20 protein-coding genes and 1 tRNA gene are annotated in these 22,199 nt (G+C 43.8%); 4 read left to right on the plus strand and 17 right to left on the minus strand.

Annotated elements, in window-relative coordinates; all coding sequences use genetic code 11:
* Positions 1-78: 78 nt before the first annotated feature.
* From ABXT42_RS08600 to thiI, 4 genes are all read right to left on the minus strand, one after another.
* Positions 79-1,215, minus strand: a complete 1,137-nt coding sequence (locus ABXT42_RS08600; RefSeq protein ID WP_443627742.1) for a sodium ion-translocating decarboxylase subunit beta — start codon at positions 1,213-1,215, stop codon at positions 79-81.
* Between the two features lie 11 nt (positions 1,216-1,226).
* Complete coding sequence (gene oadA / locus ABXT42_RS08605; protein ID WP_443627743.1) at positions 1,227-3,047, minus strand: sodium-extruding oxaloacetate decarboxylase subunit alpha; 1,821 nt, start codon at positions 3,045-3,047, stop codon at positions 1,227-1,229.
* 52 nt (positions 3,048-3,099) lie between these two features.
* Positions 3,100-3,354: an OadG family protein gene (locus tag ABXT42_RS08610; RefSeq protein ID WP_443627744.1), complete on the minus strand. Its 255-nt coding sequence runs from the start codon at positions 3,352-3,354 to the stop codon at positions 3,100-3,102.
* A gap of 228 nt (positions 3,355-3,582) precedes the next feature.
* Positions 3,583-5,040 carry a tRNA uracil 4-sulfurtransferase ThiI gene (gene thiI / locus ABXT42_RS08615; protein ID WP_443627745.1) on the minus strand — a complete coding sequence of 486 codons (1,458 nt, stop codon included), beginning with the start codon at positions 5,038-5,040 and terminating at the stop codon, positions 3,583-3,585.
* A gap of 66 nt (positions 5,041-5,106) precedes the next feature.
* On the opposite strand from thiI, the gene ABXT42_RS08620 reads away from it, so the two are divergent.
* Positions 5,107-5,550 (plus strand): GFA family protein, encoded by a 444-nt coding sequence (locus tag ABXT42_RS08620; RefSeq protein ID WP_443627746.1) that lies wholly within the window; start codon positions 5,107-5,109, stop codon positions 5,548-5,550.
* Positions 5,551-5,667: 117 nt separating this feature from the next.
* Here the strand turns inward: ABXT42_RS08620 and ABXT42_RS08625 are convergent, their stop codons facing one another.
* The 5 genes from ABXT42_RS08625 to ABXT42_RS08645 form a co-directional block, all read right to left on the minus strand.
* Positions 5,668-6,714, minus strand: a complete 1,047-nt coding sequence (locus ABXT42_RS08625; RefSeq protein ID WP_443627747.1) for a quaternary amine ABC transporter ATP-binding protein — start codon at positions 6,712-6,714, stop codon at positions 5,668-5,670.
* Positions 6,707-7,597: an ABC transporter permease gene (locus ABXT42_RS08630; RefSeq protein WP_443627748.1), complete on the minus strand. Its 891-nt coding sequence runs from the start codon at positions 7,595-7,597 to the stop codon at positions 6,707-6,709. The genes ABXT42_RS08625 and ABXT42_RS08630 overlap by 8 nt, the downstream gene beginning before the upstream one ends.
* Before the next feature lie 73 nt (positions 7,598-7,670).
* Positions 7,671-8,675 carry a glycine betaine ABC transporter substrate-binding protein gene (locus ABXT42_RS08635; protein ID WP_443627749.1) on the minus strand — a complete coding sequence of 335 codons (1,005 nt, stop codon included), beginning with the start codon at positions 8,673-8,675 and terminating at the stop codon, positions 7,671-7,673.
* A 321-nt stretch (positions 8,676-8,996) separates the two neighbouring features.
* Positions 8,997-9,389: a hypothetical protein gene (locus ABXT42_RS08640; protein ID WP_443627750.1), complete on the minus strand. Its 393-nt coding sequence runs from the start codon at positions 9,387-9,389 to the stop codon at positions 8,997-8,999.
* A 274-nt stretch (positions 9,390-9,663) separates the two neighbouring features.
* Positions 9,664-9,740 (minus strand) — tRNA-Arg (locus ABXT42_RS08645).
* A gap of 281 nt (positions 9,741-10,021) precedes the next feature.
* Here ABXT42_RS08645 and leuS point away from each other — a divergent pair.
* From leuS to holA, 3 genes are read left to right on the plus strand one after another with little or no spacing between them, the layout of a single operon-like run.
* Positions 10,022-12,613: a leucine--tRNA ligase gene (gene leuS / locus ABXT42_RS08650; RefSeq protein WP_443629465.1), complete on the plus strand. Its 2,592-nt coding sequence runs from the start codon at positions 10,022-10,024 to the stop codon at positions 12,611-12,613.
* Between the two features lie 39 nt (positions 12,614-12,652).
* On the plus strand, positions 12,653-13,192 hold the full coding sequence (locus ABXT42_RS08655; protein ID WP_443627751.1) for a hypothetical protein: 540 nt from the start codon (positions 12,653-12,655) through the stop codon (positions 13,190-13,192).
* A complete protein-coding gene (holA, locus tag ABXT42_RS08660) occupies positions 13,192-14,196 on the plus strand; it encodes a DNA polymerase III subunit delta (protein ID WP_443627752.1) in 1,005 nt (334 codons plus the stop codon). Before ABXT42_RS08655 ends, holA begins: the two co-directional genes overlap by 1 nt.
* Here holA and ABXT42_RS08665 read toward each other — a convergent pair.
* From ABXT42_RS08665 to mltB, 8 genes are all read right to left on the minus strand, one after another.
* Positions 14,186-15,436, minus strand: coding sequence for an NAD(P)/FAD-dependent oxidoreductase (locus ABXT42_RS08665; RefSeq protein ID WP_443627753.1), 1,251 nt, complete (start codon positions 15,434-15,436; stop codon positions 14,186-14,188). The two genes, holA and ABXT42_RS08665, sit on opposite strands and share 11 nt — an antisense overlap.
* Positions 15,437-15,438: 2 nt before the next feature.
* On the minus strand, positions 15,439-16,602 hold the full coding sequence (locus ABXT42_RS08670; RefSeq protein WP_443627754.1) for a saccharopine dehydrogenase family protein: 1,164 nt from the start codon (positions 16,600-16,602) through the stop codon (positions 15,439-15,441).
* Positions 16,603-16,681: 79 nt separating this feature from the next.
* The gene (lipA, locus tag ABXT42_RS08675; protein WP_443627755.1) at positions 16,682-17,638 is read right to left on the minus strand and encodes a lipoyl synthase; all 957 of its coding nucleotides are present in this window, start codon (positions 17,636-17,638) and stop codon (positions 16,682-16,684) included.
* Between the two features lie 25 nt (positions 17,639-17,663).
* On the minus strand, positions 17,664-18,266 hold the full coding sequence (lipB, locus tag ABXT42_RS08680; RefSeq protein ID WP_443629466.1) for a lipoyl(octanoyl) transferase LipB: 603 nt from the start codon (positions 18,264-18,266) through the stop codon (positions 17,664-17,666).
* Between the two features lie 70 nt (positions 18,267-18,336).
* A complete protein-coding gene (locus ABXT42_RS08685; RefSeq protein ID WP_443627756.1) occupies positions 18,337-18,630 on the minus strand; it encodes an HP0495 family protein in 294 nt (97 codons plus the stop codon).
* On the minus strand, positions 18,627-19,760 hold the full coding sequence (locus ABXT42_RS08690; protein WP_443629467.1) for a D-alanyl-D-alanine carboxypeptidase family protein: 1,134 nt from the start codon (positions 19,758-19,760) through the stop codon (positions 18,627-18,629). The genes ABXT42_RS08685 and ABXT42_RS08690 overlap by 4 nt, the downstream gene beginning before the upstream one ends.
* Positions 19,761-19,962: 202 nt before the next feature.
* On the minus strand, positions 19,963-21,003 hold the full coding sequence (locus ABXT42_RS08695; protein ID WP_443627757.1) for a septal ring lytic transglycosylase RlpA family protein: 1,041 nt from the start codon (positions 21,001-21,003) through the stop codon (positions 19,963-19,965).
* A 36-nt stretch (positions 21,004-21,039) separates the two neighbouring features.
* Positions 21,040-21,999 carry a lytic murein transglycosylase B gene (mltB, locus tag ABXT42_RS08700; protein WP_443627758.1) on the minus strand — a complete coding sequence of 320 codons (960 nt, stop codon included), beginning with the start codon at positions 21,997-21,999 and terminating at the stop codon, positions 21,040-21,042.
* Positions 22,000-22,199: the final 200 nt, after the last annotated feature.

Here is a 22,199-nt window from a genome sequence, read left to right on the forward strand (position 1 = left end):
GCTTGGGTGCTTTGGTTCTCTTGTGAGTGGGTGATGATGCTTGCAGGCTACCTATAAATGCCTGCATGGGCATCAACATTACCCACCACCCACATAGTTGATCATAATACCTGCTGCCACTGCAGAGCCTATAACACCGGCAACGTTAGGGCCCATCGCGTGCATTAGCAAAAAGTTTTGATTGTTCGCTTCTAAACCCACCTTATTAGACACTCGAGCAGCCATCGGCACCGCTGACACCCCAGCTGAGCCGATTAGGGGATTAATGCCTCCACCTGTCATTTTATTCATCAACTTAGCCATTAATACACCTGAAGCGGTGCCAATTGCAAAAGCAACCATACCCAAACAAAGAATGCCTAAAGTCTCAAAATCTAAGAAACTGTCAGCCGACAGCTTGGAACCAACCGCCAAACCTAGGAAGATAGTGACGATGTTAATTAACGCATTTTGAGTGGTATCAGATAAACGATTCACCACCCCAGACTCACGCATTAGGTTACCAAAGCAGAACATGCCTAATAATGGCGCAGCATCTGGCAACATGAAGGCAACGAGCAACAACAGTAGCAGTGGGAATACAATTTTCTCTACCTTACCCACTGGGCGTAGTTGCACCATTTTTATCTGGCGCTCTTTTTCTGTCGTCAAAGCTCGCATGATAGGCGGCTGAATCATCGGCACCAAAGCCATATAGGAATACGATGCCACTGCGATAGCGCCCAATAGATCTGGCGCAAGCTTACTCGCTACATAAATCGACGTGGGGCCATCAGCGCCACCAATAATACCTATGGCAGCCGCATCAGCCAGACTGAAATCCATCCAACCCAAAGCTGACATGCCTACAGCACCGATGAGTGTAGCAAAGATACCAAACTGAGCAGCAGCCCCTAAAAACAATGTTTTAGGATTGGCAAGTAACGGCCCAAAATCGGTCATTGCGCCCACACCCATGAAAATAATCAGAGGAAATGCGCCTGTTTCGATCCCTACGCTATAAAACATGTAAAGAATGCCACCAGGATCAGCCAAACCGGCTCCTGGGATATTGGCCAACAAACCACCAAAACCAATAGGGATGAGCAACAACGGCTCGAAGTTGCGTTTAATTGCCAAATATAGCAGCAGCAAACCAACAGCCATCATTACGATTTGACCAGGCTCTACTTGATATAAGCCTGAGCTATGCCAAATATTTAATAACTTATCCATGAATATTCCGCCTAAGCTAAGGTCAACAAGGTATCACCAACGGATACAGAGTCGCCTTCTTTAGCTGTGACAGAGGTCACCGTGCCCGCTCTACTTGTGCGGATTTCAGTTTCCATTTTCATCGCTTCCAAGATAAATAATACATCACCTTCTTGTACCGACTGACCAGGCACCGCATGGACTTTCCAAATATTACCTGCCAATGGCGCAGTGACAGGCTCTCCACCTGTCACAGGTGCAGGTGCAGCAGCAGCCACTGGAGCGGTAGACATCACTACATTAGATACGCCAACTGCTGAGATATCGCCACCTTCTGTCACTTCAACTACATAGCTTTGGCCATTCACACCAATGGTATACACCGTAGGTGCCTCAGCAGCAGCTGCAGCCGGGTTTGTGTTGGGCGCTGCAGATGCTGCGGCAGATTCAAGTGTTGGCACAGGTTCAAAGGCATCTGGATTATCGCGATTTTGTAAAAACTTAAGCCCCACTTGGGGAAACAATGCATAGGTTAGTACATCATCTATTTCACGCTCGCCTGGCGCTAACTTAATGTTCTTTTCTTTTGCAAGGCCACGAAGTTCAGTGGTGAGCTTCTCTAGCTCATCTTCAATGAGGTCTGCAGGGCGACACTTAATGGCTTGCGCACCATCCAGCACACGCATTTGAAGCTCTTGGTTAAATGGCGCCATAGCTGCACCATATTCACCCTTTAAAACGCCTGCTGTTTCTTTAGTAATCGTTTTGTAGCGCTCACCTGTTAAAATGTTAAGCACTGCTTGGGTGCCTACAATTTGTGAGGTAGGTGTTACAAGGGGAATAAAACCTAGGTCTTCACGCACCCTTGGGATTTCATCAAGCACTTCATCTAAACGATCTGCAGCACCTTGTTCTTTCAGCTGGCTTTCCATATTAGTCAGCATGCCACCTGGCACTTGTGCAACTAAAATACGCGAATCCACCCCCTTAAGAGAGCCTTCCCATTTGGCATATTTTTTACGCACTTCACGAAAATAAGCAGCCACTTCTTCTAACGCAATAATGTCTAAGCCAGTGTCACGATCACTGCCTTCAAAAATAGACACAACAGACTCTGTGGGTGAATGCCCATAGGTCATCGCCATCGATGAGATAGACGTATCAACGTTGTCTATACCTGCTTCTGCAGCCTTTAGGATAGTGGCTGTAGACAGGCCTGTAGTGGCGTGACAATGCATGTGCACAGGCATATTAGTTTCAGCTTTAAGCCTACTTACCAATTCAAACGCAGTGTAAGGATTTAATAAACCAGCCATATCTTTAATACATATAGAATCAGCGCCTTGGTCTTCAATTTTCTTGGCTAAATCAACCCAGTAATCAATGTTATGCAGCGCACTTAAGGTGTATGAAATAGTCCCTTGAGCATGCTTGCCGGTCTCTTTAACAGCTGCAATGGCAGTGGTTAAGTTACGAGCATCATTCATGGCGTCAAAAATGCGGAACACATCAACTCCATTCACTGCTGCTCGCTCTACAAATTTACGCACTACATCATCAGCATAGTGACGATAGCCCAAAATATTTTGGGCTCTAAATAGCATCTGCTGAGGGGTCTTAGGCATCGCTGCTTTAAGCGCGCGTATACGCTCCCAGGGATCTTCACCCAAATAACGAATACACGAATCAAATGTGGCACCGCCCCATGTCTCTATAGACCAATAACCAATTTGATCTAGCTTGTCAGCGATAGGGAGCATGTCAGCCAAACGCATGCGTGTAGCAAATAGAGACTGATGGCCGTCACGTAGGACGACGTCGGTAATACCTAAAGGTTGTTTAACAACGGTCATGTGTTTACACCTGTACTAAAAAACGAATATGGAAATAGAAGATCTAGAGCTTTCAATGATCTTGACGATAACGATGCACTGCCGCGCTTAATACCGCCATAAGTTGGGGATCGTTGGCAACATTTTGCGAAGGTTGCGCCATTGTTACGGGCGCTTCCATCACCAATTCTTCAACAGGTGAGAGACGCAATACAATGGCAGACATAGATTTGGTGGCAAACACCAACAAAGTAAGAAAAGTGAATACAAAACCCATACCAAACACCATTAAGGTGAGGCCTTCGAGCATTAAATCGGATGATGGCACGGTAGCAGCTCCGGTGATTTACCGCTTGTGGCGGCCTAATGATGCAGCCATTGTGAGGCTACTTATTATTTCAATGGCATAATTTACCCAGTTGTGAGCAAAGTCGCAACAATACCTAGTATAAAAATCAATGATTTTGCAAACACTTCCAAAAACGTCAAACAAATTCAACAACACGACCTATTTTGCTCATTTTAAGCAACAATGTAGCATTAGCCTGGTGGTGGGTTAGCATTGTGGCCGATATACGCCCACATTTTTAAACCCTTGATCTTTGATGTGTAATGCATGTAATTGGCTCATTACACCCTTTTCACAATAAAATAAATAATGGCGTGTTTGATCTAAACTAACAAACTTTTCATTGATCTGAAAAAAGGGCAATGTGATTATTTCTACGCCTGGTATATTGAGAGGCTTTTTTTGCTGCTCACTTCTTTCGCGCACATCTACCACCACATCATTAGGCACTAAATCTTGTTGGGGTGTAAGCAGCTGTGATTGATTAAGCTCACCACCAAGGGTATTTATCGAACTAACGATTGTGTTTTCCAAGGCGCGCTCAAGTAGGCCAAAGTCAAAATTTTTCTCATCTTCTTCTACACGCTTAAGCTGCGCTCTTACTGTAGGGCGATCAGAAATTACACCACAATACTCTGGCATACACGCAGCAAGCTCATAGACGCCTATTTGAGCAGCTATATCTATGATTTTTTGCTTGTCAAAGGTAATTAACGGACGCAAGACTAACGCGCTTGTAACCTGATCAATCACTCCCAAATTAGTAAGAGTTTGACTGGATACCTGAGCTATGCTTTCACCGGTAACAAGCGCTTCTGCTTTTATCTTATCAGCTACTCGCTGTGCTACCCTAAGCATCATGCGCTTTAACACCACGCCTCGGTATGAATGATTAATATTTTGTAGTAACTCACCCACCACCTCTTCAAACGGCACAGATATAAACTTAACTCTAGCCGCAGAGCCAAACTTCTTCCACAGATAGTACGACACCTGCTTTACCCCAATTTCATGAGCTGCACCACCTAAATTGAAAAACAAAAAATGAGTTTTCGCACCCCGCTTCATCGTAAGGTAGCTTGCCACAGCAGAGTCAAAACCTCCGGAGATAAGTGACACAACAGCTTCTTGACTAGCTTGTGGATACCCACCCATACCATTAATTCGACGCTCAACTAGAAATACACGGTTATCTTTTACTTCTAAGTTCACCTTTATTTGTGGGGACTCAAGGTCTACTTTTAATGCTTGTGTTTGGTGCAGTAGGCCTGCGCCTATGAAACGTTCCATTTCACTGGATGTAAAATCATGCTCTCCAGAGCGTTTAACACGCACCATAAAGGTTTTTCCTGACAAACGATCAGCCCAAAAATCCTTTACTATCTCTAATACTTGGTGAAAATCTTCCAATGGGTATTCTAGAACTTGGATGACATGCGCAATGCCAGAAGTGTCCTCCAAAGCCGCCACTACCTGCTCATAAAGATCATGCGTCTGCACAGGGCAAATAATGTCCACTCGATCCCATAAGCGCTGCACCTTGATTTTTGGATCAATCCGCTGCAGGATGATTTTTAAGTTAGCCTGCAGACGCTGAATTAAGCGCTTTTTAACAGGAGGGCTCTTGATCGTAACTTCTGGAAAAAGTTTAACAATAAATTTCATAAGGCGATTTGCATATTCAAAATTTGCATTTTTAACTAGTATACCAATTAATAAGAGATAACCTCTATGACCAATACACACACAATGAAAGGCAGTTGCTTATGTGGACAAATAACATATAAGGCCAAAGCAACACCTTTATTTCAAGCCCACTGCCATTGTCAGGCTTGTCGCAAAAATGGAGGCTCCGGCTATGCTGCTTTAGTCTTTATACCTATTGAAAGCCTTACATGGCAAGGCGAAACTAGCACCTATAGTCATGACTCTGACTCTGGCACTAAAATGACTAAACATTTTTGTGGCAACTGTGGCAGCCAACTATTTGGCACTAACAGCGCTAAACCAGAACGAATTCACATTAAAGTAGGCACTATGGAAGACGCCTCATGGTTCCAGCCCCAGTGTAATGTGTGGGCTAGTAGCAGACTACCCTCTACTGCGGTAGATAAAGCGATTAAAGATTTTGCAACCATGCCAAGCGCTCCACCAAAAAAGCATCAACAAGCTTAGCATAGTGGTGAATCCTTTACTTTGTTAGTGGCCTACTGTGCTAGATGATCGTTTTATATACAAAAAAAGGGGCAGCCTAAGCTACCCCTTTTGTATAACTAAACACACCCAAACACTTTAGCGATAAGTGACTTGATCTTCAGCTTTAGTGACTGGACGGGTGATACCACCAATCATTTCAGCAAGGGTCACCATACCAATTACGGCGCCATCACGCATCACATTAGCCTGTGTGACGTCAGCTTCAATCATAGCTGGCATAGCTAACTCCAAAATAACATCAGATGCCAATTCTAGACCAGAGTCTGTAGAACCAGGCCCCATCACTGAGCTCACATCCAATACGCGAGCTCGGTTAATGTCTTTAATAAAGTCACGTACGTAGTCATCTGCAGGGTTTAACACAATCTCTTGTGGAGACCCTTGCTGGATGACAGCACCATCGCGCAAGATCACAATATTATCACCAATATTTAGCGCTTCGTCCAAATCATGGGTGATAAATATAATGGTTTTGTGCAGCTCTTCTTGTAAATCTAACAAGATATCCTGCATGTCGTTACGAATTAATGGATCCAATGCTGAAAAGGCTTCATCCATCAAAAGTATTTCAGCATCAGTTGCTAAAGCACGAGCCAAGCCTACACGTTGCTGCATACCACCAGATAACTGCGCTGGATAGTTATTCTCAAAGCCAGACAAACCCACTCGGTCAATCCACTTTTGTGAACGCTCATTCATTTCAGCTTTGTCAGTACCTTTAATCTGCAACCCATAACCCACATTATCAATGACAGTACGGTGAGGTAATAAGGCAAACTTTTGGAATACCATCGACAGTTTATTACGTCTAAAGTTACGTAACTCAACGTCAGACATCGCTAAAACATCTTCACCATCAACCAAAATCTCGCCAGAAGTAGGCTCAATCAAACGGTTTAAGTGGCGAATTAAGGTAGATTTTCCAGAGCCAGACAGCCCCATAATCACCTGAATACGACGAGCAGGAATATCTATATTTACATTACTCAAGCCTAGTACATGTCCGTGCTCAGCTTGCAAAGACGACTTAGTCGCCCCGTCTTCAACTTTTTGCACCATGTCTTTGCCGTTGGGGCCAAAAATCTTATAAAGATTTTTAATAGAAACTTTAATATCAGACACCATGGCCTCCTTGACGGTGCTTTTGCAACCGCTTACCGTACTGTTGGGAAACTCGGTCAAATATTACAGCCAAAGCAACAATAGCCAAGCCGTTCATCAAGCCTAATGCAAGATACTGATTAGAGACTGCACGCAGTACTGGCACGCCTAAACCTTTAACACCGATCATGGAAGCAATGACAACCATGGCCAAAGCCATCATGATGGTTTGGTTTACACCGGCAAAAATATTGGGTAACGCCAGAGGTATTTGAACATGAAGTAACTTCTGGCGATAGCTAGAGCCAAAGGCTTCAGCTGCTTCAAGCACTTCTTTATCTACCAAACGAATACCTAGATTGGTCAATCTCACTATCGGGGGGACTGCATAAATACACACAGCAATAAGGCCTGGTACTTTACCAATACCAAGTAACATTACTACGGGTATCAAATACACAAAACTTGGTATCGTCTGCATGACATCCAATACCGGAGTCACTACAGCTTGCAACCGGTTTGAGCGAGACATTAAGATACCTAAAGGTATGCCAAGGCCAATACACACAAACGTTGCTACAGAGATAATGGCGACCGTCGCCATAGTGTCTTCCCACATGCCAAACACGCCAATAGCAACAAACGACACAATGGTACCAATCACAATAGGTATGCTGCGAGCACCAAGCCACGCTAGTGCAGCAAAAATCAAAATCATTAGGGGCCAAGGCGCGTTGGTTAATAGTTTTTCAAACCACACCATAAAATACAAAAGTGGGTCAAAAAAACCTTCAATCGCCTCACCATATTGATTAGAGAACTCACGAAAGGCAAAGTCGATGCTCTTTTTTATATCTCTTAACGTCGTACGACCCAAGTCGGGAAATTTGTCTAAGAATTCCACAATTATTCCTACGTTGTATAAGTGAAAAAAAAACCTGCTAACTAAGTAGCAGGCTTTTGAAGTAACCCTTAGGTTAGTTTAAAGATTTTTTGATTAGGTTTGCAGCTTGTACACCAACCCAAGGTGTCCAAACGTCTTCATGGTTCATCAAAAATTCAATAGCAGCATCTTCACCACCAGCTTGGTTGTCGCCCATATACACTAGCATTGCGCCCATAGCAGAAGCTGGGAATACACGCTTACCAAAGTAAGCAGCAGCTTTAGGATCGTTGTTCTTCATGAATGAGTCAGTAACGATAGTATTGATTTCAGACGCGCTCCAAGCAGATTGCTTTGGATCAGCACACTCAGCTTGAGTAATACAGTTAGTCCAATGTTCCATTTCAGTAAATGGCACACCAAAATCAACCATAGACATATTAAGCTTACCCATCATTGCTGTAGGAGACCAGTAATAACCAAAGTAGTCATCACCACGGTTTACGGCTTTAGCCATTGCACCGTCAAGGCCAGCAGCAGAACCTGGATCAACTAGAACCCATCCTTTAGCTTCCATATCAAATGCACGGAATAAGTTAGCATTCACTTGCTGACAACCCCAACCTGCAGGACAACCTACAAAAGCACCTTTAGAAGGGTCTTCTTTAGATGGAAAAAGATCTGGACGCTCAATAATATCAAGTACAGTCTTTAGCTCTGGGTGATTAGCTAAAGTATAGCCAGGTACAACCCAACCTTCACCAGCACCCATGATAGGCTTTGGATTCATTGAATGTAGGCTGCCGGCTGCAAGAGCAGCAAGTAGAGGAACCTCTACAGCTTGTGTCCATAATTCTGGTGCAATGTCTGGCACACCTTTAGTGTCCATAGAAGCGAACGTTGTTAACGTTGCGCCAGGGATCAATTCAACAGAACAACCATACCCTTCTTCAAGGATGATTTTGTCTACGTTTGCCATAAACTCGGCAGACGCCCAGTTCATCTCTGCAATGGTTACGTCGCCACAGGCTGCTACAGCGCCTTGTGACATGGCAGTTGCTAGACCAGCAACAGCGATACCTTTAACAAATTTATTCATTTAAAACTCCGTTATTATAATTAGATTTGATTCATCATTAAGCGGTAATTAAAACTAACAAATCAAAAGAAAAATCACAAGACCCTTAGTCGTTGGAACCTACCTGTGCCGCACATAGATATATATGTGCCGCATTAAGTTTACTTTGCCAGGCCCAACTAAACAACCGTCATTGCTAGTTATAGTGGGTGGAGGTGGGGCATTATTGAATAATATGTGTAAAAGCTAAAGTAAAAGAAATTTGATACACCGTCGATAAGTAGGCTTTTTTTGTGACGTGCGGATAGATAGATAAAGACTAATTCCTGAGCTTAGTGTTTTTCAAAGTTGACTTGCACTTCTATCTCTGTCGACACGAAAAGCCCAAGATTCCTTGGACCATATTAGATGTGTTTTGTTTTCGTCAATAACCTTTTTAACTGCATTCCATTGTGCCATGCCTATATCAAAATGATGGTTAGGCTCTGCTTCATCAGGACTAAGGTTTTTTTCTACCAGCCACTTCACCGTGATTTTGTTTTGTCGCCAAGTTTCTAAAACTTCTTTAGACCCGTTGGCAGCATATTCTTGAAGCCAGTCAATTATTTTTTCACGATTAACATGGGCCATAGTTCGTTGACCAGTTGGCTTATGGGCACCAGAATAATTAAGCCCCTCAACTAAAGAAAAGTACGCATCTTCGGCATCAACTATACACTTCATCAACTGATTCATCATTTTCTCTTTTTACAAGCTTGGCCTTGTTATCTTATTCATTTTGACTTGAGACATCTACCAATTTTTCATTAGCATATGCATAGCCTCAAGCTCTTAAGGACGCTACTTGGGTCGCGCAGCAGGACACAGGATTATAGATCTTTCTCGGATTTTTACTGAGCGATACCTTTAAGCAGAATTAAATTAAAGGCAAAAAAAAACCACATAGCTTGGAAGCATATGCAGCTTGTATTTTAGTAAAACCTATAAGATTTACTATTTGTCTAAAAAATGGCGCGCCCGAGAGGATTCGAACCTCTGACCGCTCGGTTCGTAGCCGAGTACTCTATCCAGCTGAGCTACGGGCGCGCTATACCTTGTTTCGACTGATGCCGTATAAGGGATGCGTATGATAACGATAGTGAACCCACAGTACAACTGTTATCACTTGATTATTAAACATTTTTTAACAATCAGGTGTATTTTATTAAGATTATCTAATTTTTAATGAATCTAGCTGACCTCCCCTAATGGGATTGACTTTCTCATTCAATTTTATCCATCACGCTACCTGTTGTTGATGCTCTAGTGGTATTATGCATAACGATTTAAACAACGAGCCATATCGGCTTAATAACACTACGGCACCCATGAACGAACAATACAATGCGCACGACATAGAGCCAGAAATTCAAGCCTTCTGGGAAACTAACAACAGCTTTGAGGTGCAGGATAACCCTGACCAAGAGAAATATTACTGCCTGTCTATGTTTCCCTATCCTAGCGGCCGCTTACACATGGGCCACGTGCGCAATTATACTATTGGTGACGTCATTTCACGCTTTCAGCGCATGAAAGGTAAAAATGTATTACAGCCTATGGGCTGGGATGCTTTTGGTTTACCTGCTGAAAATGCCGCTATGAAAAATAACGTTGCCCCAGCCAAGTGGACTCATGAAAACATCGCTTACATGCGTGATCAACTTAAGCGCATGGGCTTTGGTTACGACTGGAGTCGTGAACTGGCCACGTGCGAACCTTCATACTACCGCTGGGAACAATGGTTCTTTACCAAATTATTAGATAAAGGTTTGGTTTACAAAAAAAATGCTGTCGTTAACTGGGATCCAGTAGACCAAACTGTATTAGCTAATGAACAAGTCATCGATGGTCGAGGATGGCGTTCTGGTGCATTGGTTGAACGCAAAGAAATCCCTCAGTGGTTTCTTAAAATTACTGACTATGCTGACCAACTATTAGATGATTTAGACCAACTTGACGGCTGGCCAGAGCAAGTGCGTACTATGCAGCGCAATTGGATTGGTCGCTCTCAAGGTGTAGAACTCACTTTTGATGTAGTGGGCCATGGCGCCTTAGATGTATTTACTACTCGCCCAGATACCTTAATGGGCGTCACCTATTTAGCTGTAGCACCACAACATCCCTTGGCCCTTAAAGCCGCTGCAACCAGCCCAGCCATGGCTGAATTTATTGATAGTTGTAAAAACATGAAGGTTGCCGAGGCTGACATGGCAACAATGGAAAAGCTAGGCTTAGACACTGGCTTCACTGCGACTAATCCCTTAACAGGTGAATCTGTGCCTGTATGGACTGCAAATTTTGTGCTCATGGATTATGGCTCTGGAGCGGTAATGTCTGTGCCAGCACATGACCAACGCGACTGGGAATTTGCCAATAAATACGACCTTAAAATTCAGCAAGTGGTGCGCCCAGCTGATGATAGTATAAAGGTAGACATCGCTGAAGCAGCATACACAGCAAAAGGTTTGTTAGTTAATTCTGGCGCATTTGACGACATGGATTTCCAGCTGGCATTTGACGCCATATCGGCCAAGCTTGAACAGCTAGGCAAAGGTAAAACCACCACTAACTATCGCTTACGTGACTGGGGTGTTTCTCGCCAGCGTTATTGGGGCACTCCCATTCCTATTATTAATTGTGATGCGTGTGGACCAGTTGCAGTGCCAGAAGATCAACTGCCTGTGGTATTGCCGACAGATGTAGAATTTGATGGTAGCGGCTCTCCATTAAAGAAAATGGACGAGTTTATTAATACCAGCTGCCCCACTTGCGGCGCTGCAGCAAAACGTGAAACAGATACCTTCGATACCTTTATGGAGTCTTCTTGGTACTACGCACGCTTCACCAGCGCCCACCATAATGACAACATGTTGGCGCCCAACAGCGCTGATTATTGGGCCCCTGTAGACCATTACGTTGGAGGCATTGAACACGCTATTTTGCACCTTCTATATTCACGCTTTTTCCACAAACTCATGCGTGACATGGGCCTTGTTTCATCTGATGAACCGTTTAAGAAACTTCTATGCCAAGGTATGGTGCTAGCTCACACTTACTACCAAGAAGAAGAAAAAGGCGGCCAAAATTGGATTTCTCCACTAGATGTAGATCCAATAGTTGATGATAAGGGTCGTATTACTGGAGCTGTGAAAAAGTCTGATGGCTCGGCCGTACTCTATGATGGCATGGGGAAAATGTCGAAGTCCAAAAACAACGGCATTGATCCGCAAACAATGATAGATCAGTATGGCGCTGATGCAGTGCGTCTATTTACCATGTTTGCCGCTCCCCCAGAGCAATCGCTTGAATGGTCTGACGCTGGACTTGAAGGTTCTCAAAGGTTTATTAAACGCTTCTGGAAGCAAGTGCACCAACATTTGTCAGGCCCTGCTGCACCCGCTTTAAAAGCAAGTGAATTAAACCAGCAACAACAAGACATGCGCCGCAAAACCCACGAGACCATTCAAAAAGTCACTGACGATATTGAACGCCGCACCACCTTTAACACGGCTATTGCAGCCATTATGGAATTGAGCAACACTATTTCTAAGTTTAGCGACACAAGCGACCAAGGCCGCGCTGTAAGAGCAGAAGGCTTAAGCACCGCTGTGTTACTGATATCGCCCTTTACGCCACATTTGTGTCACACATTATGGCAAGCAATGTCTGGCACCGATAGCATTTTACAAACGCCTTGGCCACAAGTGGATGAAAGTGCGCTTGTAAAATCCAGCATTGACATGGTAATTCAGGTGAATGGAAAGTTACGTAGTAAAATCAGTGTCGATGCCACTATGGACCGCGATACGATCCAACAACTGGCCTTAGCCGATGAAAAAGTGCAGAGCTTTATTAGTAATATGGCAGTACGAAAAGTGATCGTGGTGCCCAACAAACTAGTTAATATTGTTGTAAGTTAGCCTGGTGGGCAGCTTCCGGGGCAAAATAGGACGTAGCAAATGATCAATAAAACTGCAAGATTAGGTGCCATAGCTCAATTCAGCTTTGTAATGTGCTTGAGCCTAGCTATGGCCAGTTGCGGCTTCCACTTACAAGGCCAAAGCCAACGCTCATTTGCGCCCCAAATTGACCTTTATGTAGACGATGATCAGCTTGCATCTGCAGTAATTGATAATCTTAGCCAATACCCGGTGAGGTTAAATGTATTAGATTCAGTAGTAAATGAGGATAGTACGGCACCCACACTGCAACTTACGCGCACATTGCAACACACCACCAAACTCACACTAGATACCAATGGTGACGCTTTGGTGTGGCGCTATACTTTGAGTAGCCAATACCTTTATAGTGCTGATGGTACAAAACAAAGCACACAAAAATACCCCACTGATAACAAATCGCTACTTATATCTGTAAGCGCTGATGTGGATTTAAGTGGCACTAATGCCACTATTAACGAACGTATAAAAGCTGATAGTTGGGCTTTGTTATACCAACAACTTGGCTCTCGCATCACACGCCAGCTTAGTTTCCAATAATGCTTATTAAACCAGACCAACTCGATAATCATCTTACCAAAGGTTTAGCAGGTTGTTACTTTGTGCATGGTGATGAGCCTTTATTGCAGCAAGAAATATGCGATGCAATCCGCAACAAAGCACGTCACGAAGGTTTTTTAGAACGCGACTTGTTTCATGCTGAGGGCCGCTTTGATTGGCAACAAATCACTGCCTCTGATCAAGCTATGTCACTTTTTTCTAGCCGCAAGATCATTGAAATAAGAATCCCCAACGGCAAACCTGGCAAAGAAGGTTCCGCCGCTCTAAACTTATTAGTAGAAAATCCCAATCCGGATAATTTAGTACTCATTAGTAGCGGCAAGATTGACTCCAAAAGTCAGAGCTCAAAATGGTTTAAAGCGCTAGATGCAGCGGGTGTATGCATGGCAGTTTTCCCATTAGAAGCCCAACAAATGGGGCGCTGGATCAATAATAGAGTTAAAAAACTAGACCTAACCATCACCCCAGACGCATGTGAGCTGTTAATTCAACGCACTGAAGGAAATTTGTTAGCGACCGCTCAGGAATTAGAAAAATTCACCCTCAATGGTGCAAACTTTGAAATTACTGCACAACACATTGATAGTGATGTAGGCGGTCTTGCTCGCTACAGCAATTACCAGCTAGTAGACACTGCACTTATGGGCCAGGCCAGTCACAGCCTTACTATGCTCTATGGGCTCAAAGAAGAAGGCACTAGCGCAATGGATATTTTATGGGTGTTAAGTCGCGAAGTGAGGCTTTTGGCAAGCGTTATAGGTAACTCTCAAGGTATTGAAGCTGGACTTAGGCAAGAACGCGTGTGGGAAAAGCGCAAGAGCTACCTGCGCACTGCAGCGAAGCAGCATGATCATCAAAGTGCCCAGCACATGCTAGCGCAATGCGAAGCGATAGATCAGTGCGTAAAAGGCGTAAGCAAAGCTAATACATGGGATTTACTAAGTGGTTTGATAATGCAGTTAGCTGGAAAACCTATCCATTAAAGCGCCCTATGCTATAGGCACTCAAATCGGTGCCTTTTTCTGGCTCCAGCAACACTTCAGCCAACATTTGCCCACTTGTAGCCGCCTGAGTCATCCCTAAATGAGCATGCCCAAACGCATAAGCTAACCCTTGCCACTTTACCGAAGGCCCAAGCACAGGCAATGAATCAGGTGTAGAGGGCCTATGCCCCATCCATTTTTGACCATTTTGTGTATCCAATTCAGGTAAAAAACGCTTCGCTAAAGCTAGTAAATTATCACTGCGTTTATAATTTGGCGCTGCACTTAAACCAGCAAACTCTGACGCACCACCTACTCGCACGCCCATAGATAAGGGCGATACAGCAAACATCTGCTCAGCAAACAACAACTCATGATTTAGCTGTATATTTGGGTAAGGCAAGGTGGTGTTATACCCCCGCTCAGACTCTAACAAACACGTCTCCCCCACCTGCTTTGATAACTGCTTAGACCAAGCTCCAGCTGCAACTACAGTTACATCTGCCACATACTCACCACTTAAGGTTTTAATACCCACGACATGTTTATCTTGAGTTATTAAAGTGTCTACATTAGCTGCCAATATAGCCACACCTTGGCTCACTAGCCATTCACGTAGACTAGACACCAACTCCTTTGGATCATCAATAATACGCCATTGCGGCTGCAACACACCAAACGTCTTAGCCTTGCCTATAGAGGGCTCCATAGCACGCAGATCTTCTTCACCTAAGAGTTCATAATGCTGCCCATATTGCTTGCGGATAGCCCACTCTTGAGCGCTTAATTTAAAGTTTTCATAGTTATCATAGACGCGGATACAACCTTTATCTCGCACCTTATCCGCATAGCCTATTTTGGCTAGCATCGGATCATAGTCTGCACTGACTCGGCAATTAATAGCATGTAAGGCTTTGGCAATATGTGCCACATTTTTTCCACGGCTATGGCCAAGATACGACAACAACCAAGGTATTAAGTGAGGAATATGTGCTGCCCGAATAGACAAAGGGCCCATGGGATCAATCAGCCACTTGGGAATAGACCACATTTGGCCTGGCAAGCTGTGTGGTACACACTCACTAATAGCTAACGCCCCTGCATTACCATAAGAGGTTTTATCACCTGCTGGGTCTCGGTCTACAATAGTCACCTTAACCCCTCTAAGATGGAGGGCATAAGCACAACAAAGGCCTACCATTCCAGCCCCCACCACAATGGCACTGCTAGGCTTTTTCATGATTAATCTAAGTGGTTCATGTGTTCAATGGTGTCGTGGTGGTCGTTTAAATACTTTAACCACTGGCTCACTAGGGTAGCATCATCAGGTGCAGCGCTAACACCTGCACCAATATGGCCTTCTAATACGGCTTCAACAGCCAGGCTTACCGTGGTTGATACCAAGCGCGCCATTGCACTGCCTTGATCATTACCAAAAGCATCCATAGCATAGCTTTTACGCCAAACCGGCTGCTGTGTTTTTGGGTCTTTAGCCAATAATTCAACATGCAAAACCACCCGATCTTGCTCACCCTCTTGAAAGGCATATTTTTGCCAAAGCTCATCAGATTTAGCAGTCAATTGAGCAGTGCCAGTTTCGCCTTGGGCAGAGGCCACTAAACTAAAAATGTCTTTCCATGCCGCAGACCAACCTGTAAGACGCAAAGAGCCCCTAATAAAAGTATCGACAGTCCATTTGGGGTCAAAGTGATACTGGCTGATAAATGGTAACGAATCACGATTAGGAATCGCTTCAAAGGTTGCTGTATGTTCTTTAGATAGTGCAACGGTATAGTCTCGCATTGCATGCCAAGGCTTACTGTTAGTTTTAACTTGCGCATTTTCACGCCACTGTGCTGGAGACCTAAGGGCGGTAAGAACACCTAGTGGAGACCAAGAAAATTTATATTTGAAGTCATTCTCTTGTGCCGGTAAACCACCACAAAAAGATCTAAATTCAATATGATTATTGTCGTTATAAACTGTAGATTGACGATAATCATCCACCAAGGCATGAGCCAATAGATGATCTATACCCGGATCTAAACCCACTTCATTCACTAAACACAGGCCTTTATCTAACGCTTGCTGGTGTAAGTCGTGCATCTGGGGAGACAAATAGCTACTGGATACAAAATGAGCTTGGTTATCCAAAGCCAGCTGTGCCACTTGAACATGAAACGAGCCGGGCAACATAGACACTAATACATCGTCCTTACTTACATTTTGAGCAAGTTCATGCCAATCCAATGTGCGTGCCTGACATTGGCCATCCATTGCTTGTATTACCGCTTCAGCTTTACTAAGTGTGCGGTTCCACAGCCATAACTGTGCGCCATTGCCAATGAGCCGTTTGATACCAGGAGCACTAGAAAGTCCAGCACCTAACCAATGGATGATCGCCATAATGAGACCTTATTAAATTTTATTATTTGATATTACTGGTTAAAATCTAACACTAAACCTAAGGTTTTAACGTTAGATTTCAACTGATTTTTTCACCTTTAGCTTGTAAATCTGCATGGTAAGAGGAGCGAACTAACGGACCACTGGCCACATGCTTAAAGCCCATAGCTTTAGCTGCTGCACCTAATTCATCAAATTCTGCAGGAGGCACAAACCGATCTACTGGCAAGTGATTTAAACTAGGCTGCAAATATTGCCCAAGTGTAAGCATGTCGACCCCATGGTCACGAAGATCTTGCAACACTTGCAATACTTCTTCGTTGGTTTCTCCAAGGCCCAGCATCAAACCAGACTTGGTTAAAACATCTGGGCATTGTTGCTTGTATTTTTGTAGTAAATCTAACGACCACTGGTAGTCAGAGCCTGGACGGATCTTTTTGTACAAGCGTGGTATTGATTCCAAGTTGTGATTAAACACATGGGGCGGCGTCTTGGCCAATATGTCTAAAGCAATATCCATGCGGCCACGAAAATCTGGCACCAACACTTCAACCTGAGTTGAGGGAGTGCGCTCGTTGATGGCAGCGATACAATCGGCAAAATGCTGTGCTCCACCATCTCTTAAATCATCACGATCAACAGAAGTAACCACCACATATTTAAGAGCCATGTCAGCTACCGCTGTGGCCAACTCTGTAGGCTCATCTACAGACAGTGGATTGGGGCGTCCATGAGCCACATCACAAAATGGGCATCTGCGTGTACAAATTTCACCCATAATCATAAAGGTGGCCGTGCCATTACTAAAGCACTCACCTAGGTTGGGGCAATTTGCCTCTTCACAAACAGAAGCTAGCTTATGCTCTCGTAGCTTAGATTTAATGCGATTAATTTCGGGCGAACTACGCACCTTAATTCGCAACCAATCAGGTTTGCGAGGCATTTTATCTGTAGGTATCACCTTTATTGGGATACGGGCTACTTTTTCCGCTCCACGAAGTTTAACGCCTGCTTCAGCTTTGTATGATGTCGCCATGGTAACTATTGCTCGTTGATTATATTCAAAGGTGTTTTACCCAAGCGTCTTGGGTTTCATTAACTTGTGTATACTGCAATTGATGAATTATTTTTTTACATAGATTACTAGCCACAAGGTCTAACTCAATCACATCAGCTGCATCGTGGAAATCTTTCATTTGAACCATTTTTAAACCTGCGTAACCGCAAGGGTTAATCCGCTCAAAAGGGCTAAGATCCATGTCTACATTGAGTGCTAAGCCGTGAAAACTGCACCCCTTTCGGACCCGCAAACCCAAAGACGCAATCTTACAGCCCTCAACATACACTCCAGGGGCGCCAGCCTTAGTAGCAGCGTTAATGCCATAACCAGACAAACAGTCTATTAGGGCCTCTTCCATGTGTGTAACCAACGCTCTAACACCTATATTTAAGCGTTTTAAATCTAGCATAAGGTAGATCATCAACTGCCCTGGCCCATGATAGGTCACTTGACCGCCACGATCCGATTGAACCAAAGGGATATCGCCTTGATTCAATAGATGTTCTGCCTTACCAGCTTGACCTTGGGTAAACACTCTATGGTGCTCTAGCACCCATATTTCATCCAAAGTACTCGCATCACGTTGGTTGGTAAAGTCTTGCATTGCTTGCCAACTTATACCGTAGGCGTGAGGCGTTAAACGCCTTATTAATACGCCGCCAATACTACTTCCCCTAGAGGACAAGCTTAACCTTGCCACTATTCATTAAGGTTTGATGTATTAGCTTCAAGTGCTCTTCACTTTGCGCAGTCACTGACAAGCGGACCGATTGGAATGTTCCATTTTTACTGTCTACAGCCTGCACTTTTTTAAGGTCTATGCCCGATGCTAGCTCTGTTACGCACTGCACTACCCAGTCTTTATAATCTGGGGTTTTAAGACCCACGATTTTCAGACTGTAGTTAGCACAGGGAAACTCAATCTTTGGCTCTTCTTGCTTTTGTATTTCTTGCTTCAATTTCATCATTCGCCACTAATGAGTCGAGTTATACTATCTACCATACCTTTAATAAACCCACCTTCTCTAAGGTCTTTGCTGGCAATCAAATCTCTGCTGATAATCGTCTCTTCATCAAGGGTAATGACAAGCTTACCTAAAACGTCACCTGCTAAAAGAGGCGCCTCAATTTCGGTATTAATATCAATAGTGGCCTTAATGTATTTAGCTTGACCACGAGGAATAGTCACAGCAAGATCTTCTTCAAGCTTTAAATCTACATAATCTTCAACACCACCCCAAACTCTAGCTTGAGTGATGACTTCGCCAGCATCATAAAGTAAATGCGTTTCAAAAAAGCGCATGCCGTAAGTCAGTAATTTTTGAGATTCTTGAGCACGAGACTCTGTGCCGGCTGCGCCTAGCACAACAGAAATTAATCGTTGACCATCTTTTTTAGCCGACGCTACCAAACAGTATCCAGCAGCAGAGGTATAGCCTGTTTTAAGGCCGTCCACTGTGCTGTCGCGCCACAAAAGTTTATTACGGTTGGGTTGTCTGATTTTATTAAAGGTAAATTCTTTTTCTGAATAAACTTGGTACTGTTCTGGGTAGTCACGAATAATAGCTCTAGCTAAGATAGCTAAATCTCTTGCTGTTGTTTCAAGCCCATTGGCCGGCAGGCCTGTGGCATTTTTAAAGTTTGTTTGGGTCATACCCAAACGCACAGCATGTAGGTTCATTAAATCGGCAAAGGCTTCTTCACTGCCTGCAATATGCTCTGCCACAGCCACACTAGCATCGTTACCCGATTGAATAATGATGCCTCGCATTAAGTCTTCCAACTTAACAAACTTACCTTCTTGGATAAACATGCGCGAGCCTTTAGTACGCCATGCCTTTTCACTAATACGCACTTGATCTTCTAAAGACACATTACCCGCAGCAACTTCATAATCAAGAATATAAGCTGTCATCAACTTGGTTAAACTTGCAGGGGGTAACAATTGGTCAGCATTATTTTCTACAATGACTTCGCCTGTCAATGCATCAATCAATATGTAAGCTTTAGCAGCTAATTGCGGCGGTTGAGGCACTAATGCTTGGGCTGCGTAGGATGAGCTTGCCAACCCCATACATACAAATAAAGACATTGCCATTGCAGCAGCTTTAACTAGTGGCATAGTGCTAAGACCATGTTTTATTGCCTGTTTCACAGAGCAAAATAATAATTTAGCCGAAGCCACTGCAGTTGCCATACTCAAAACACCTTAAGTTGTTGATCCAATAAAACCTTGCGGTTTTCATTGGCAATTTTTAACGATCTGATTGTACCATGAGACCCATAATAGAATCAGCACATTAGGGCCTAATCATTAGCCCTTGCCCGCGCCCGAGCGTCACAAGCTGCTGCATTAACGCAGCAGCACTGCCATTGTCAGTCATAGGGCCAATTAATACCCTAAATAAATCTGGTCGATCATTGGCCTGTTCTACAAATACATTTGATCGCCTAAGCTCTTGCACCAAGGTATTGCGCAACAACAAAGCACCTCCAATCCGAGACACTGCAGCAACTTGCACGTAATACCCAGGCACACGCTTAGACTGTTGGCGAATTTCCTTGCTTGATGATCTCTTCGTTAAGGTGCCAGGCTTAACTGTGGGCTGGGCAATAGGAGTTGCTTTAGCCTTGGCGCCTTTAACAGCTGACGGTGTTAGTGTCTTTTTTGAAGCAGAAAAGCTATTTGCTTTGCGCTGTTTTCTAATCCGTTTTTCTAGCTCTGGGCTCCAACGACTTGCATCGATCGCCTCAACCAATACATTAGCCACACCTGTTTTTCGGTAATCTAATTTACTAGCAGCCGCGTAAGATAGGTCAATCACTCGATCACCATGAAAAGGACCACGATCGTTAACTCTAACAATCACTATTTTATTATTATCAAGGTTAGTAATACGGGCATAAGTAGGCAAAGGTAAAGACTTATGGGCCGCACTCATTGAGTACATGTCATAGGTTTCACCGTTTGAGGTTAAATGACCATGAAATTTTTGACCATACCAAGAAGCCAAACCACGTTCTTTAAAGCCCACACTTGATGGCATAACACTGTAGGTTTTACCCCACACTTCGTAGCGGCTTTTATTGCCACCACGACTATGAGCCTCAACTTTAGGAATCGCATCGGCTGCATTGCTCATATCCAAGTGCTGCTTAGGTCCTAAGTCTTGTTTTATGGAGTAGCGGGCTTCAGTTTTAGCTTTTGCAGCTGCCACCACTGCCGCTTGCGAAATGTTCACAGAACCAGAGGCTCCAGTAGGCTGCTTGCTAGTATTTGAGCATGCACTAATACCAAGCATCAGCACAGCACTTGAAATGAGACGTAATCCATATTGCATGTTAAAAACCTTGTTTCAAGCTTAGTTGAGTCTATCTTACTCTTGCGCGATGCCTTGAGCGATTTCTACCACTGCTCTAGCGTACCAAAGGGAATGATTATAACGTGTTATCGCGTAAAAGTTAGCTCCACCTAAACGGTACTCATTGCCATTTTCAGTTGAAAAGGCATACAAATTAAACTCGCCCGCGTCAATTGATGAAGATAAAGCAATCCCCCGAGCTTCCCACTGTGACAAAGGCACACCTTGGCGCTTGGCTTTCTTACTCACCCAAGCGGGCTCTACTAAAGAGTCAACAGTTAATAACCAAGGCTTGCCTGCTTGCCAGCGGTGGCGGGCAAGGTAATGAGCAATACTAGCGATGTTATCATCTACACTATTAAATAAATCGATGCGTCCATCACTATCTCCATCGACAGCGAAATCACGGTAGCTTGTGGGTATAAACTGACCCATTCCTACTGCACCGGCTGCAGAGCCTTTAACTTGTGTAGGATCTAAACCTTGGCTATAGCAAAGACGAAAAAATTCAGCAAGCTGACGCTGATAAAACTGACTCCTGCGAGGGTAGTCAAAAGACAGTGTCGCCAACACCCTCAAAGCTAAGTGCTTACCCATGTTAGCGCCGTAATTACTTTCTATTCCTGCAATAGCTGCAATAATAGCCGCATCTACGCCAGTCTCTTTGGCAACCTGCTGTAATTGTGCAGCATTTTTTTGCACAAAGGCCTTGCCTGATTTAATACGTGATGCGCTCACTAGCCGTTTTTGATATCCACTCCATTTCAGTTTATTTTCGGGCGCATTGCGCAGCACTGGCACAATACTGGGCTTGGCTTTTGTTTGAGCTAAGTATTGTAGGACTTGATCTTGAGTAAAACCCAAATCACCCGAATCATTTAACCATTTAGACACGTCATCTCGCGCAGTAAAGCTGGCATATACTTGTGTAGTTAAAAGCCCAATCAACAAGCAACCTAGCGTTATTTTTTTCACAGCAATCTCCCTATATATGTCCCTTAAGTGTAACTAATTACTACTTAATACCCAACTGTCTTGCACCAATAAAGGGGGACATAGATTGATACTTTAACTTTGTCATGGATATTTTCGTGTGTGCCTAATCAACCTATCAACTGTAAAATCTATCAAATATAAGAATAAATTTTAATACGCCTACCAATTGATAAGAAAAG

Source organism: Candidatus Njordibacter sp. Uisw_002, assembly GCF_047730155.1.
Taxonomy (GTDB): domain Bacteria; phylum Pseudomonadota; class Gammaproteobacteria; order Pseudomonadales; family Balneatricaceae; genus Njordibacter.